Source organism: Methylophilus methylotrophus DSM 46235 = ATCC 53528, from assembly GCF_000378225.1.
Lineage (GTDB): Bacteria > Pseudomonadota > Gammaproteobacteria > Burkholderiales > Methylophilaceae > Methylophilus > Methylophilus methylotrophus.
The window spans coordinates 1-15,709 of record NZ_KB905150.1 but is presented as its reverse complement, the minus strand read 5'-3'; the positions used below and the strand labels follow the sequence as shown (position 1 = coordinate 15,709).

Sequence of the window (15,709 nt, the reverse complement as noted above, 5' to 3'; positions counted from 1 at the left end):
GCCGCTGTCAATGTTGTCTTACCGTGGTCAACGTGACCAATCGTACCAACGTTCACGTGTGGCTTGGTACGTTCAAATTTGCCTTTTGCCATGATTACTTTCCTTTAATTCAATACTTTAATAAATCAATTATTTTTTGTTGATGATTGCATCAGCGACGTTTTTCGGAGCTTCGGAGTAATGCTTGAATTCCATGCTGTAAGTTGCACGGCCTTGTGACAAGGAACGTACCACAGTGGAGTAACCAAACATCTCGGACAGCGGCACTTCAGCTTTAATCGCCTTACCGCCACCAGCCATATCTTCCATACCCTGAATGATGCCACGACGGGAAGACAAGTCACCCATCACGTCACCCATATACTCTTCCGGCGTTTCCACCTCAACCGCCATCATAGGCTCCAACAAGACCGGATCTGCTTTACGCATACCATCTTTAAAGCCGATAGAAGCTGCCATCTTGAACGCGTTTTCGTTAGAGTCAACGTCATGGTATGAACCATCAAACAGCGTTACTTTTACGTCAACGACCGGGAAGCCAGCCAGGATACCCGCAGGAATCGTTTCACGCAGGCCTTTATCCACAGCAGGAATAAATTCACGCGGCACGGTACCGCCTTTAATCGCGTCAACGAATTCGTAGCCTTTACCTGCTTCGTTAGGCTCCATTTTGAGCCAGACGTGACCGTACTGACCTTTACCACCTGACTGCTTAACGAATTTACCTTCCACTTCAACCGCCTTGCGGATAGCTTCACGGTAAGCCACTTGTGGCGCACCCACGTTGGCTTCCACGTTGAATTCACGCTTCATACGGTCGACCAGAATTTCCAGGTGCAACTCACCCATACCAGAAATAATGGTCTGACCAGACTCTTCGTCGGAACGTACACGGAAAGAAGGGTCTTCTTGTGCCAGACGGCCCAAGGCCAAGCCCATTTTCTCCTGATCACCCTTGGTTTTTGGCTCGACAGCCACGTGAATCACTGGCTCAGGGAACACCATACGCTCCAGGATGATTGGCTTGTCTGGAGAACACAGGGACTCACCCGTTGTCACTTCCTTCAAACCGATACAGGCCGCGATGTCACCCGCCAACACCTCTTCAACCTCTTCACGGTTGTTCGCGTGCATCTGTACGATACGGCCGATACGCTCTTTTTTACCCTTCACAGAGTTAAGAACGGTATCACCCTTGTTCAATACGCCGGAATACACACGGATAAAGGTCAGCTGGCCAACAAACGGGTCAGTCATCAATTTGAAGGCCAGGGCAGAGAAACCTTCTTTGTCATCCGCTTTACGGCTGGCCGGTTTACCATCATCGGTTTCACCAGTCACGTCAGGGATATCTACAGGAGATGGCAGGAACTGGATCACCGCGTCCAGCATGCGCTGAACACCCTTGTTTTTGAACGCAGAGCCGCACAACATTGGCTGGATTTCGCCAGCAATGGTACGTGTACGCAGACCCAGGATAATATCTTTCTCTTCCAGGTCACCGTTTTCCAGGTATTTATTCATCAGCTCTTCGCTGGCTTCAGCCGCAGATTCAACCATCTGCTCACGCCATTTGTTGGCTGTTTCAACCAGATCAGCTGGAATATCACCGTAAGTGAATTTCATACCCTGAGAAGCCTCATCCCAGATGATAGCTTTCATTTTCATCAGGTCAACCACGCCAGTGAAAGTATCTTCACGGCCGATAGGAATCACCACTGGGACCGGATTCGCACGCAGGCGGACCTTCATCTGGTCCACGACCTTGAAGAAGTCAGCACCGGAACGGTCCATTTTGTTTACAAAGGCCAGGCGTGGCACTTTGTATTTGTTGGCCTGGCGCCAAACAGTTTCGGATTGTGGTTGCACACCACCCACGGCACAGTACACCATACAGGCGCCGTCGAGTACGCGCATGGAACGCTCAACTTCAATCGTGAAGTCTACGTGCCCTGGGGTATCAATAATGTTGAATCGATGCTCAGGCAAAGACAGGTCCATGCCTTTCCAGAAACAGGTGGTTGCAGCAGAAGTAATGGTAATACCACGCTCCTGCTCTTGCTCCATCCAGTCCATGGTAGCTGCACCGTCGTGCACTTCACCAATCTTATGGTTTACACCAGTGTAGAACAGAATACGTTCTGTCGTGGTTGTTTTACCTGCGTCAATGTGCGCAGAAATACCAATATTACGGTAGCGTTCAATAGGGGTTTTACGTGCCACGATGCTTTACCTTTGCTATCAATTCAACTAATTATTAAAGAACGAGGTCGTTTAATTAAAAACGGAAGTGTGAGAAGGCCTTGTTAGCCTCTGCCATACGGTGAACTTCTTCACGTTTTTTCATTGCTGAGCCACGGCCTTCAGAGGCTTCGATCAACTCAGCTGCCAGACGCAAGCCCATGGACTTCTCGCCACGCTTACGCGCTGCATCACGCAACCAACGCATTGCCAAGGCACTACGACGGCTAGGACGCACTTCTACAGGCACCTGATAGTTTGCACCACCGACGCGACGGCTTTTCACTTCAACGATAGGGCGCAGATTGTTCAACGCTGTGGTGAATAATTCCAGCGGATCTTTGCCACTCTTGCTGGCTACTTGATCAAATGCACCGTAAACGATACGTTCAGCAACAGATTTTTTACCACCTGTCATCAATACGTTTACGAATTTGGATACTTCCTGGCTACCAAATTTTGGATCCGGCAAGATATTACGTTTGGGGACTTCTCTGCGTCTAGGCATACTATTCTCTTTTCAATTAAATTTTTGCTAGCAACTACACTCGCAAGGCATTTCAGCCGCTCTTAAAAAATGGACAATTCGTCCAAGTAGACTTAATAAATTAAGCTTTAGCTTCTTTAGGGCGCTTGGCACCGTATTTGGAACGGGACTGTTTACGGTCTTTCACACCAGCCGTATCCAAGCTACCGCGAACCATGTGGTAACGCACACCTGGCAAGTCTTTTACACGACCGCCGCGCAACAGCACAACAGAGTGCTCCTGCAGGTTGTGGCCTTCACCGCCAATGTAGCTAATCACTTCGTAACCGTTGGTCAAGCGCACTTTAGCCACTTTACGCAACGCGGAGTTTGGTTTTTTTGGAGTCGTGGTATATACACGAGTACATACACCACGCTTTTGAGGACAAGCTTCCAACGCTGGAACCTTGCTTTTGGTAACCACTTTAACGCGTGGTTTGCGAACTAACTGATTAATGGTTGGCATTGCCTTAACCTCTTCACCTTTAAAAAACCACCATTTGAGCAGGAAGACTCAACATTGGCGGCACATCAACAATAATGCCTTATTGAGACAATAAGGCTATTCTGAGAAACCCAGCATTTTAATAAACGAGTCAAGGGGTGTCAAGCACTATTCATGCTGGACACCCCTTGTTTTATTACCCGGTCTTGCGACCGGTTAGGCCGTTAATTACTCGGTAGCGCTATCGTCAGCGGCTGTTTCTTCTACTACCGCTTCCGGAGCAAACATCGCTTCAGCGGCCAAAACGGCTTCTGAAGGTTCTGTTGCGTTCGGTGTCAGCGATGCGACAGCTGCACGTTTGCGGGACTCGTGATATGCCAGGCCGGTACCGGCTGGAATCAAACGACCCACAATGACGTTTTCTTTCAGGCCACGCAGATCGTCGCGTTTGCCCAAAATAGCGGCTTCGGTCAACACGCGGGTGGTTTCCTGGAAGGACGCCGCAGAGATGAACGAATCGGTAGACAGCGATGCTTTGGTAATACCCAGCAACACGTACTCAAACGTTGCCGGACGTTTGTTTTCGGCAATCACGCGTTCGTTTTCTGTCAACAGATCCGCACGCTCTACCTGCTCACCCGGGATGAAGCTGGTATCGCCCGCATCTTGCACTTTCACACGACGCAGCATCTGGCGCACAATCACTTCAATGTGCTTGTCGTTAATCTTCACGCCCTGCAAGCGGTAAACGTCTTGCACTTCGTCGATGATGTAACGTGCCAATGCTTCGCGACCTTGCAAGCGCAGGATGTCTTGTGGATCAGCCGGGCCGTCCACAATCGTCTCACCTTTGGTCACCACTTGACCGTCATGCGCAGTTACGTGCTTGTCCTTGGCAATCAGGAACTCGCTAGTAATACCATCTAGGTCGGTAATAACCAGACGTTGCTTACCTTTAGTATCCTTACCAAACGACACAGTACCTGTCACTTCTGCCAGCATACCGGCATCTTTTGGTGAACGCGCTTCGAACAGCTCGGCCACACGTGGCAGACCCCCGGTAATATCACGGGTTTTGGAAGATTCTTGCGGGATACGTGCCAGCACTTCACCCACACCCACTTCCTGACCATCTTTCACGGTAATGATACAACCCAACTGGAAGGTGACATTGACTGGGGTTTCAGTCCCGGCAATTTTCACTTCCACGCCATTGGCATCCAGCAACTTCACCTGCGGACGCAAGCCTTTGGATGAACCAGCACGCTGTTTAGGATCAATCACCACCAGGGAGGACAAGCCAGTGACTTCGTCCACCTGTTTAGCAACTGTGACACCTTCTTCAACGTTCTCGAACTTCACGCGACCGGCATACTCGGTAATGATAGGACGTGTATGCGGATCCCATGTCGCCAATGCCTGGCCGGCTTTCACTGTCTTGCCATCATTGATGGTCAGTGTCGCACCGTAGGGCACTTTATGACGCTCACGCTCACGGCCATTGTCGTCAGAAATCACCACTTCACCGTTACGAGAGATCACGATCTGCTCACCACGTGAGTTGGTCACGTAACGCATGGTCGAAGTAAAGCCAGCGGTACCGTTGGATTTGCTTTCTACTTGTGATACAGACGCTGCACGCGATACCGCACCACCGATGTGGAACGTACGCATGGTCAGCTGTGTACCAGGTTCACCGATAGATTGCGCAGCAATCACACCGACAGACTCACCGATGCTGATCAGCTTGCCGCGACCCAAGTCCCTACCATAACACTTGGCACAAATACCATAACGTGTATCGCAAGTCAGGGCAGTACGGACTTTCACTTCATCAATACCCAAGGCATCGATTTTCTCGACTTCGTCTTCACCCAGCAAGGTACCAGCTTCATACACCACTTCCTGTGTTTCAGGATGCAGGATATCGAGCGCAGAAGTACGGCCCAGGATACGGTCATGCAATGGCTCAACCACTTCACCACCTTTCACCAAGGCCTTGGTGACCAAACCTTCAGTCGTACCGCAATCTGTCTCGGTCACAACCAGATCTTGTGTCACATCTACCAGACGACGTGTCAGGTAACCGGAGTTCGCTGTTTTCAGCGCCGTATCGGCCAGACCCTTACGCGCACCGTGCGTAGAAATAAAGTACTGCAACACGTTCAGGCCATCACGGAAGTTCGCCTTAATTGGCGTTTCAATAATGGAACCATCCGGTTTCGCCATCAGACCACGCATACCGGCCAGCTGACGCACCTGCGCTGCGGAACCCCGCGCACCGGAGTCGGCCATCATGTAAATCGCGTTAAACGATTCCTGACGCACAGTCTTGCCATCTTTTTTCACAACGTTACCGTCGGCGTCTTTTACATCCTCTTCGCGCAACTGTTTCATCATGGCATCTGCCACTTTGTCACCGGCACGACCCCAGATGTCGACCACTTTGTTGTAACGCTCACCCTGAGTCACCAAACCAGAAACGTATTGATCTTCGATCTCTTTCACTTCCGCGTCAGCAGCAGCAATCAACTGCTCTTTCTCTGGTGGCACCAACATATCGTTGATGCTGATAGAGATACCTGCTTTAGTCGCGTAGGAGTAACCGGTATACATCAGTTTGTCAGCAAAAATCACGGTTTCACGGATGCCTACTTTACGGAAGCTGGCATTGATCAGGCGTGAAATTTCTTTTTTCTTCAGTGCCTTGTCGATGTAGCTGAATGGCAAGCCTGGTGGCAAGATTTCAGACAGCAATGCACGACCCACTGTGGTGGTGTAACGGTTGATTTTCTCGATCTTCTGGCCAGCGACATCCAACTCAAATTCACGAATACGCACAGTGACTTTAGCGTGCAGATCAATCAGACCCTGGTCGTACACACGTTGCACCTCCTTGATGTCACTGAAGATCATGCCTTCGCCACGTGCTGCTACTTTCTCGCGGGTCATGTAGTATAGACCCAACACGATATCTTGTGACGGCACAATGATTGGTTCGCCGTTGGCTGGAGACAGTACGTTGTTGGAAGCCAGCATCAACGTGCGGGCTTCCATCTGTGCTTCCAGACTCAATGGAACGTGTACCGCCATCTGGTCACCGTCAAAGTCGGCGTTAAAGGCTGAACACACCAATGGGTGCAACTGGATCGCTTTACCTTCGATCAGCACGGGTTCAAAGGCCTGGATACCCAGACGGTGCAGCGTAGGCGCACGGTTCAGCAGAACCGGATGCTCACGGATGACGTCTTCCAGGATATCCCAGACTTCTGGTCCTTCCTCTTCCACTTTCTTCTTGGCCGCTTTAATGGTGGTGGCCAGACCTAACACTTCCAGCTTGTGGAAAATGAAAGGCTTGAACAATTCCAGCGCCATTTTCTTAGGCAAACCGCACTGATGCAGTTTCAACTGCGGACCGACCACGATTACGGAACGGCCGGAGTAGTCCACACGTTTACCCAACAGGTTTTGACGGAAACGACCGCCTTTACCTTTGATCATGTCAGCCAGTGATTTGAGCGGACGCTTGTTGGCGCCGGTCATGACTTTACCGCGCCTACCGTTATCCAGCAGAGAGTCAACAGCCTCTTGCAACATACGTTTTTCGTTACGGACGATGATTTCAGGCGCTTTCAGCTCTAACAAACGCTTCAAGCGGTTGTTACGGTTGATCACACGGCGATACAGGTCGTTCAGATCTGAGGTCGCAAAACGGCCACCATCCAGTGGCACCAATGGACGCAACTCTGGTGGCAACACTGGCAAGATTTCCAGGATCATCCACTCTGGCTTGATGCCGGATTTCTGGAATGCTTCCAGCACTTTCAGACGCTTGGCGATCTTCTTGATCTTGGCTTCTGAGCTGGTTGCAGACAGTTCGCTACGCAATGTTTCGATTTCGCGCTCGATGTCCATGGTGCGCAGCAACTCACGCACAGCTTCGGCACCCATCACGGCGTTGAATTCGTCACCGTATTCTTCGACCTTGGCCAGGTAGTCATCTTCAGTCAGCAACTGACCACGGGTCAGTGGTGTCATGCCTGGATCAATCACGATAAATGCTTCAAAGTACAGCACACGCTCGATGTCACGCAGGGCAATATCCAGCACCATACCCAAGCGGCTAGGCAAGGATTTCAGGAACCAGATATGCGCGACTGGTGAAGCCAGCTCAATGTGGCCCATGCGCTCACGACGCACTTTGCTCAAGGTGACTTCAACGCCACACTTCTCACAAATCACACCGCGGTGTTTCAAACGCTTGTATTTACCGCACAAGCACTCGTAATCCTTGATAGGGCCAAAGATCTTGGAGCAGAACAAACCGTCCCGCTCTGGTTTGAAGGTACGGTAGTTAATGGTTTCTGGCTTTTTCACTTCGCCATAGGACCATGAACGGATTTTTTCAGGTGAAGCCAGCGCGATCTTGATCGCGTCGAACTCTTCTTCTTGCGTAACCTGTTTAAATAAATCTAATAACGCTTTCATAGAGACTCTCCTAATGGCGGGGGTTAGTTACGGTCCAAATCAATATCAATGGCCAGTGAACGGATTTCTTTCACTAACACGTTGAATGATTCGGGCATACCCGCATCAATTTTGTGCTCACCTTTGACGATGTTTTCGTACACTTTGGTACGGCCATTCACGTCATCTGATTTCACGGTCAACATCTCTTGCAAGGTGTATGACGCACCATACGCTTCCAGTGCCCACACTTCCATCTCACCGAAGCGCTGGCCACCGAACTGGGCTTTACCACCCAACGGCTGCTGTGTCACCAGGCTGTAAGGACCGGTAGAACGTGCGTGCATCTTGTCATCAACCAAGTGGTGCAGTTTCAATACATGCATGTAACCGACAGTCACAGGACGCTCGAAAGCATCACCGGTACGGCCATCAAAGAGTTTCACCTGTGTTTTACCTGCGTGGAACTGCAGCTTCTTGGTGTGTTCATCATCATCCGGGAAAGCCAGATCCAGCATCGCTTTAATATCAGATTCAGCGGCACCGTCAAACACCGGGGTCGCGAACGGCACGCCGTGTTTCAGGTTAGTCGCTAAATCAATTACTTCAGCGTCAGTCAGGCCAGCAATGTCTTCTTTCTTGCCGGTGCTGCTGTTGTAGATCTTGTCCAGGAACGCACGAATTTCTTCCACTTTTGCTTCAGCCTGCAACATGTCGCCCAGGCGTTTACCCAGGCCTTTCGCGGCCCAGCCCAAATGGGTTTCCAGAATCTGGCCAATGTTCATACGTGAAGGCACGCCTAACGGGTTCAACACGATGTCCAATGGGGTACCGTCTGCCATGTGTGGCATGTCTTCCACCGGACAAATCTTGGAGATCACACCCTTGTTACCGTGACGACCCGCCATTTTGTCACCAGGCTGGATACGACGTTTCACCGCCAGATACACCTTGACCATTTTCTGTACGCCAGGTGGTAATTCATCACCTTGAGTCAGTTTACGCTTTTTCTCTTCGAACTTGTTGTCGAATTCAACGCGTGCCTGGCTCAGACTGTCTTTCAATTGCTCCAGTTGGCGAGCGGCTTCTTCATCGCTCAGACGGATATCAAACCAGTCATAACGACCCACGCTGTCCAGGTATTCCTGGCTTACCGTATCGCCTTTTTTCAGCTTGTTAGGACCACCGGTGGCGGCCTTACCCACCAGCAGACGACTAATACGACCAAAAGTATCGTCTTCCACAATACGCATCTGGTCGCCCAGATCTTTCTTGTAGTGAGACAACTGGTCATCAATAATTTGCTGTGCACGCGCATCGCGGTCGATGCCTTCACGCGTGAAGACTTGCACGTCGATGACAGTACCGGTCATGCCTGAAGGTACGCGCAGTGAAGTATCTTTTACGTCAGACGCTTTTTCACCGAAAATCGCACGCAGCAATTTTTCTTCTGGGGTCAAAGTGGTTTCACCTTTTGGTGTCACTTTACCAACCAATACGTCACCGGCCTCAACCTCAGCACCAATGTAGATAATACCGGAGTCATCCAAACGGCCCAGCATGCGCTCGGACAGGTTGGAAATATCGCGGGTAATCTCTTCAGGTCCCAGTTTGGTATCACGTGCCACCACAGACAGTTCTTCAATGTGGATGGAGGTGTAACGGTCATCGGCCACTACGCGCTCTGAGATCAGGATGGAGTCTTCGTAGTTATAACCGTTCCAAGGCATAAAGCCTACCAGCATGTTCTGGCCGAGGGCCAATTCACCCATGTCAGTCGATGCACCATCAGCGACCACGTCACCGCGGGCAATGATATCGCCCACTTTGACCAGCGGACGCTGGTTGATGTTGGTGTTCTGGTTAGAGCGGGTGTACTTGGTCAGGTTGTAGATATCCACACCCACTTCGCCAGCTTGCGCTTCGGCATCGTGTACACGGATCACAATACGACCGGAGTCGACGTAATCCACGACACCGCCACGGCGTGCTGTTACGACAGTGCCGGAGTCAATCGCCACGGTACGCTCAATACCAGTACCGACCACGGCTTTTTCAGCGCGCAAACATGGCACCGCTTGACGTTGCATGTTGGCGCCCATCAAGGCACGGTTCGCATCATCGTGTTCCAGGAAGGGAATCAATGAAGCCGCTACTGACACGATCTGGCCTGGGGCCACGTCCATATACTGCACGCGGTCAGGTTGTGTCATGGTAAATTCGTTATGGAAACGCGCAGAAATCAGGTCTTCTTTGAAACTGCCGTCTTTAGCCACTTCGGTGTTCGCCTGGGCGATCACATACTGGCTTTCTTCAATCGCTGACAGGTAATCAATCTTGCCAGACACTTTGTTGTTTTCAACCAACCGGTAAGGAGTTTCAAGGAAACCATATTCGTTGGTGCGGGCATACAGCGCCAGTGAGTTGATCAAACCAATGTTTGGACCTTCTGGCGTTTCGATTGGACATACACGGCCATAGTGGGTGGTATGTACGTCACGCACCTCAAAACCGGCACGCTCACGTGTCAGGCCGCCTGGGCCCAGGGCAGATATACGACGCTTGTGCGTAATCTCGGACAATGGGTTGGTCTGGTCCATAAACTGTGACAGCTGGCTGGAACCGAAGAACTCACGGATCGCGCTGGAGACTGGTTTGGCATTGATCAGGTCGTGCGGCATCAGGTTCTCGGACTCAGCCTGAGACAGACGCTCTTTTACTGCACGCTCAACACGTACCAAACCGGCACGGAACTGGTTCTCTGCCAACTCACCCACGGAACGGATACGGCGGTTACCGAGGTGGTCGATATCATCGATCTCGCCACGGCCATTGCGCAACTCAATCAGCACACCGATCACAGCCAGGATATCTTCGTTTGACAATACATTGCTGCCGGTGTCGCCTTGCGGGCCAACTTTCTCGTAGAAACGGCGCATCCAGGCAGCAGTACGGTCTTCCAGCTTGCTTGGGTAAGCACGGCGGTTGAACTTCATGCGGCCAACCACAGACAGGTCATAACGGTCTTCAGAGAAGAACAAACCGTTGAACAAGGCTTCTACTGCATCTTCGGTCGGTGGTTCACCAGGACGCATCATGCGGTAAATTGCCACGCGCGCGCTGTACTGGTCAGGAATTTCATCCGTACGCAGGGTTTGTGAAATGAAGTTACCATGATCCAGGTCGTTGGTGTAAATCGTGTCAACTTCGGTGATCTTGGCAGCCACCAGTTTTTCCAGCAATGATAGTGTGAGTTCATCATTGGCATTGGCAATCAATTCACCGGTTTCTGTGTCAATAATATTTTTGGCAATGGCGCGACCCATCATGAAATCGGTCGGCACTGCCATGGTTTTTACGCCAGCTTTTTCAATATCGCGGATGTGTTTGACTGTAATGCGCTTGTCTTTGGCAACCAACACATTACCGTCTTTGTCAGTAATATCAAATTTGGCCACTTCGCCACGCAAGCGGTCAGCCACCAACTCAAATTCCACGCCTTTAGGGCCAATGTGGAAAGTGTCGGTGTCGTGGAATGTTTCCAGGATTTGTTCTGGTGTATAGCCCAATGCCTTCAGCAAGATCGTCACTGGCATTTTACGGCGACGGTCTACACGGAAGTACAGGTAATCTTTCGGGTCAAACTCAAAGTCTAACCATGAACCACGGTAAGGAATGATGCGTGCGGAGAACAGCAGCTTACCGGAGCTGTGGGTTTTACCACGGTCATGCTCGAAGAACACACCTGGGCTGCGATGCAACTGGGAAACGATCACGCGCTCGGTACCGTTGATGATGAATGAGCCGTTCTCGGTCATGAGTGGCAATTCACCCATGTACACTTCTTGCTCTTTCACTTCTTTGACGGTTGGTTTGGACGCTTCACGGTCCATGATGGTCAAACGTACTTTGACGCGCAATGGTACGGCATAAGTAAGGCCACGTTGCTGACACTCTTTGACGTCAAACGGCTCTGCGCCTAACTGGTAGCTCACATAATCCAGACGTGCATTCTCGGAATGGCTGACAATCGGGAAAATGGAACGGAAAGTAGATTCCAGACCTTCATTTTTACGCTGATCAACTGGAACATTTTCCTGCAGGAATGATTTGTAGGATTCCAACTGCATGGCCAGCAGGTAAGGCACCTCTTGAACGCTGTCACGCTTGGCAAAGCTTTTGCGGATGCGTTTCTTTTCGGTAAAGGAATAGCTCATAGCGTCTCCTGAAATTTTTTGAGGGTAGAAGACAAAACACTTTTCATCCACTGCAATGTTTTGACATCTAACTTCGCATTTAAAAACAGCCACTTAATTAGCCAACTGGTCTAACTATATGCGGCCACAACACACCTTTTACAACACCTACACTAGCAATAATTGTCTACTGACAATCTGTATCGCTAGAAATGGCGAAGGCCGACGGTCTCCCGTCAGCCCAGCCAGATTCACAATTGTGAATTATTTCATCTCAGCAGTTGCGCCCGCTTCGATCAATTTTTTCACAGCTGCTTCAGCGTCAGCTTTGCTTACGCCTTCTTTAATTGCTTTTGGTGCGCCGTCTACCAGGTCTTTAGCTTCTTTCAAGCCCAGGCCTGTCAGTTCGCGAACTGCTTTAATAACGCCAACTTTGTTGTCGCCAGCGCCGTTCAAGATCACGTTGAACTCAGTTTGCTCAGCAGCAGCTGGAGCAGCACCACCAGCAGCAGCGCCGCCAGCAGCCACTGCAACCGCAGCAGCAGAAACACCGAACTTCTCTTCGATTTCCTTGATGAATGCAGTCAGTTCCAATACGGTCATGCCACCGATTGCATCTAAGATGTCAGCATTAGAAATTGCCATGATATAAATTTCCTAAAATATTTGATTAAAAATTAAGCCGCTTGCTTTTCTTTTTCGTCGCGTACTGCTGCAACGGCACGAGCAAACTTGGTTGGGATTTCGTTGAGCATGCCAGCCAGTTTGGACAGCAACTCATCACGGCTCAATGTAGATGCCAAGGCTTGCACGCCAGCCACATCAAGACGCTCATTAGGCATTGCACCCGCTTTCAGTACGAACAATTCGTTGTCTTTGGCGAAATTGTTCAATACTTTGGCAGCTGCTACTGGATCGGCAGAAATACCGTATACCAGCGGCCCAACCATGTCGTCAGCCAATGCCGCAAAAGGCGTACCTTCTACTGCACGACGAACCAGGGTGTTTTTCAACACACGCAGATACACACCTGCATTACGTGCATCAGCACGCAGTTTCGTCATATTGGCGACGCCAATACCACGATACTCAGCAAGTACGATTGCTTGTGCGTTAGCTACTTGTGCAGCCACCTCGGCAACGACTTCTTTTTTCTCTGTAAGATTAAGACTCAAGGTCTGTTCTCCTTCCGTTAATGAAAGCCCGGAAAAACCCCGGGCCACTCACGGCGTCCTTGTGCAGGGCATGGATATATCCTGTGTTGGGGATCGCCATCTGCGTTGGTTTCAAATTGCTGCAAACAGAGGATCACTCACCCATCTGCATTCAATTCTCAATTAAGTTAACCACCAACGGTCTTTGATGCTCTTGAGTGCTTACAAAATTGCATAAACACTCAAGCCCAAAGTTTTTGCCCGATCCAGCAATGGACCGGGACTTGATTCAATTCTTAAGCTGCGACTGAAGCTTGGTCGACACGTACGCCAGGACCCATGGTGCTGGAGACGGACAATTTCTTCAGGTATACACCTTTTGAGCTCGCTGGTTTGGCTTTGTTCAAAGCTTCGATCAATGCAGACAGGTTGCCTTGCAATTGCTCAACAGTGAATGAAGCACGACCAATCGTGCAGTGTACGATACCACCTTTGTCAGTACGGTATTGCACTTGACCGGCTTTAGCGTTTTTTACCGCAGTGGCAGCGTCTGGTGTCACGGTACCCACTTTTGGGTTTGGCATCAAACCACGTGGACCCAACACTTGACCCAGAGCACCCACGATACGCATTGCATCTGGTGTTGCAATCGCCACATCGAAGTCCAGCATGCCGCCTTTAACTTGCTCAGCCAGGTCTTCAAAACCAACGATGTCAGCGCCAGCTGCTTTAGCCGCTTCAGCTTGTGCACCTTGTGCAAATACGGCTACGCGTACGGATTTACCAGTACCGTTAGGCAACACGATGGCACCGCGAACGAGCTGGTCTGATTTACGTGGATCGATACCCAGGTTAATCACTGCATCTACTGACTCGTTAAATTTGGCAGTTGCGCCTTCTTTAACCAGATTCAGTGCATCAACAACCGGATATAGCTTGTTGCGATCGATTTTCGCGCGCAACGCATCAATTCTTTTCGCCATGTTATACACCCTCCACTTCAATACCCATGCTGCGTGCGCTACCAGCGATGGTACGTACAGCTGCATCCAGGTCAGCAGCCGTCAGGTCAGGCTGTTTTGTTTTAGCAATTTCTTCAGCTTGCGCACGAGTAATCTTGCCAACCTTGTCTGTATGTGGACGTGCAGAACCTTTTTCCAGCTTGGCTGCTTTTTTGATCAGCACGGTTGCTGGTGGGGTTTTCATCACGAAAGTGAAGCTCTTGTCTGCAAACGCAGTGATCACCACTGGGATAGGCAGACCTGGTTCAACGCCTTGTGTTGCCGCGTTAAACGCTTTACAGAATTCCATGATGTTCAAACCACGTTGACCCAGTGCTGGACCAACTGGTGGGCTTGGGTTGGCTTTACCTGCAGGGATCTGCAGCTTGATGTAGCCAATGACTTTCTTTGCCATGTTTGACTCCTAAAATGGGTAATAGCGCCGTTAACAGGCTCCCCGTTAAAAATATCGACTGCCAGTAAAAGCAGCCGACCAATGCACAGCTAGACTTCTTTTTCTACCTGTGCAAAATCCAGTTCCACTGGTGTCGCCCGTCCAAAAATAACCACGGAAACACGCAGTTTGTTTTTATCGTAATTGACTTCTTCCACACTGCCAGAGAAGTCTTTGAATGGGCCATCAACCACACGGACGCTCTCACCTTTTTCAAAGGTCATTTTCTGCGTTGGGTTAGACTTGCTGTCATCCATACGACGCAGAATGATCTCGACCTCTTTGTCCTTAATTGGTGTTGGGCGCTGCGCTGTCCCACCGATAAATGAAGTGACACGAGGTGTGCTTCTTACCAAGTGCCAGCTTTCGTCAGTCATTTCCATTTGCACCAACACATAACCTGGATACAAGCGACGCTCAGAAATGGTCTTCTGACCATTTTTCAACTCAATCACCTCTTCTACCGGCACCAGAATATCACCGAACTGATCCGGAATATTCGATCTTGCGACGCGCTCTTCCAAACCGGCCTTGACGGATTTCTCCATGCCGGAGAAGGCTTGAACTGCATACCAACGCATAGCCATTAAGCACCCCTACCCATAATCCATTGCACCATATAGGCGAAGCTGATATCCACCAACGCCAGGAAAGCCGCCATAATCACAACCAACACGACCACAGCAAGCGTTGTTTGCATGGTTTCCTGTCGTGTTGGCCACACTACACGCTTGGCTTCAGCAACAGACTCATTAAAGAAAACCAGCGCCTGCTTACCTTGTGGCGCAGTCCACGCGACTGCGACGGACGCGACAATACCTGCCAACACGGCAAGTATCCTGACAACCATTGCTTTATCTTCAAAAAGATAAAAACCGGCGATCCCTAAAGCTAGTAACAACAGGGATAAAGCCAGTTTGATTTTATCGATCATATACTTAACTTTATGATTTACACCACAGACTATTCTGGGCGTTTGGCAGGCCAAGAGGGTCTCGAACCCCCAACCCTCGGTTTTGGAGACCGATACTCTACCAATTGAGCTATTGGCCTGTACTCTTTAAAGCGAAAGCTGCACGGGTTGTAGCGCAGCTTTCACCTACATCAACAATTACTCGATGATTTTGGCAACGACGCCAGCACCAACGGTACGACCACCTTCACGAATCGCGAAACGCAGACCGTCTTCCATCGCAATAGGAGCGATCAATGTTACTGTGATAGA

General features: G+C 50.2%; 13 protein-coding genes and 1 tRNA gene. All 14 read right to left on the bottom strand.

Annotated elements, in window-relative coordinates; translation table 11 throughout:
- Positions 1-92: GTP-binding protein (locus F463_RS14875; protein ID WP_005434227.1), on the bottom strand; the 92-nt coding region annotated here is incomplete at its 3' end.
- 37 nt (positions 93-129) lie between these two features.
- Positions 130-2,223 carry an elongation factor G gene (gene fusA, locus F463_RS0113790; RefSeq protein WP_018987694.1) on the bottom strand — a complete coding sequence of 698 codons (2,094 nt, stop codon included), beginning with the start codon at positions 2,221-2,223 and terminating at the stop codon, positions 130-132.
- A gap of 55 nt (positions 2,224-2,278) precedes the next feature.
- Complete coding sequence (rpsG, locus tag F463_RS0113785) at positions 2,279-2,749, bottom strand: 30S ribosomal protein S7 (RefSeq protein ID WP_018987693.1); 471 nt, start codon at positions 2,747-2,749, stop codon at positions 2,279-2,281.
- A 100-nt stretch (positions 2,750-2,849) separates the two neighbouring features.
- Positions 2,850-3,233 (bottom strand): 30S ribosomal protein S12, encoded by a 384-nt coding sequence (rpsL, locus tag F463_RS0113780; protein ID WP_018987692.1) that lies wholly within the window; start codon positions 3,231-3,233, stop codon positions 2,850-2,852.
- 207 nt (positions 3,234-3,440) lie between these two features.
- A complete protein-coding gene (rpoC, locus tag F463_RS0113775; RefSeq protein WP_018987691.1) occupies positions 3,441-7,700 on the bottom strand; it encodes a DNA-directed RNA polymerase subunit beta' in 4,260 nt (1,419 codons plus the stop codon).
- Between the two features lie 23 nt (positions 7,701-7,723).
- Positions 7,724-11,896 carry a DNA-directed RNA polymerase subunit beta gene (gene rpoB / locus F463_RS0113770; RefSeq protein ID WP_018987690.1) on the bottom strand — a complete coding sequence of 1,391 codons (4,173 nt, stop codon included), beginning with the start codon at positions 11,894-11,896 and terminating at the stop codon, positions 7,724-7,726.
- Between the two features lie 243 nt (positions 11,897-12,139).
- Entirely contained in the window at positions 12,140-12,520 is a 381-nt protein-coding gene (gene rplL, locus F463_RS0113765) for a 50S ribosomal protein L7/L12 (RefSeq protein WP_018987689.1), read from the bottom strand.
- Positions 12,521-12,552: 32 nt separating this feature from the next.
- A complete protein-coding gene (gene rplJ / locus F463_RS0113760) occupies positions 12,553-13,050 on the bottom strand; it encodes a 50S ribosomal protein L10 (RefSeq protein WP_018987688.1) in 498 nt (165 codons plus the stop codon).
- A 275-nt stretch (positions 13,051-13,325) separates the two neighbouring features.
- Positions 13,326-14,012, bottom strand: a complete 687-nt coding sequence (rplA, locus tag F463_RS0113755) for a 50S ribosomal protein L1 (RefSeq protein WP_026295612.1) — start codon at positions 14,010-14,012, stop codon at positions 13,326-13,328.
- Between the two features lies 1 nt (position 14,013).
- Complete coding sequence (rplK, locus tag F463_RS0113750) at positions 14,014-14,445, bottom strand: 50S ribosomal protein L11 (RefSeq protein WP_018987686.1); 432 nt, start codon at positions 14,443-14,445, stop codon at positions 14,014-14,016.
- 89 nt (positions 14,446-14,534) lie between these two features.
- A complete protein-coding gene (nusG, locus tag F463_RS0113745; protein ID WP_018987685.1) occupies positions 14,535-15,071 on the bottom strand; it encodes a transcription termination/antitermination protein NusG in 537 nt (178 codons plus the stop codon).
- The gene (secE, locus tag F463_RS0113740; RefSeq protein WP_018987684.1) at positions 15,071-15,418 is read right to left on the bottom strand and encodes a preprotein translocase subunit SecE; all 348 of its coding nucleotides are present in this window, start codon (positions 15,416-15,418) and stop codon (positions 15,071-15,073) included. Before secE ends, nusG begins: the two co-directional genes overlap by 1 nt.
- Before the next feature lie 43 nt (positions 15,419-15,461).
- Positions 15,462-15,537 (bottom strand) — tRNA-Trp (locus F463_RS0113735).
- A gap of 58 nt (positions 15,538-15,595) precedes the next feature.
- A partial coding sequence (locus F463_RS14870; RefSeq protein WP_018987683.1) for an EF-Tu C-terminal domain-related protein occupies positions 15,596-15,709 on the bottom strand: 114 nt, incomplete at its 5' end.

Coding starts and splice junctions, on each gene's coding strand:
- rpsG (WP_018987693.1), bottom strand. CDS start 2,749: ATGCCTAGACGCAGAGAAGTCCCCAAACGTAATATCTTGCCGGATCCA.
- rpsL (WP_018987692.1), bottom strand. CDS start 3,233: ATGCCAACCATTAATCAGTTAGTTCGCAAACCACGCGTTAAAGTGGTT.
- rpoC (WP_018987691.1), bottom strand. CDS start 7,700: ATGAAAGCGTTATTAGATTTATTTAAACAGGTTACGCAAGAAGAAGAG.
- rpoB (WP_018987690.1), bottom strand. CDS start 11,896: ATGAGCTATTCCTTTACCGAAAAGAAACGCATCCGCAAAAGCTTTGCC.
- rplL (WP_018987689.1), bottom strand. CDS start 12,520: ATGGCAATTTCTAATGCTGACATCTTAGATGCAATCGGTGGCATGACC.
- rplA (WP_026295612.1), bottom strand. CDS start 14,012: ATGGCGAAAAGAATTGATGCGTTGCGCGCGAAAATCGATCGCAACAAG.
- rplK (WP_018987686.1), bottom strand. CDS start 14,445: ATGGCAAAGAAAGTCATTGGCTACATCAAGCTGCAGATCCCTGCAGGT.
- nusG (WP_018987685.1), bottom strand. CDS start 15,071: ATGGCTATGCGTTGGTATGCAGTTCAAGCCTTCTCCGGCATGGAGAAA.
- secE (WP_018987684.1), bottom strand. CDS start 15,418: ATGATCGATAAAATCAAACTGGCTTTATCCCTGTTGTTACTAGCTTTA.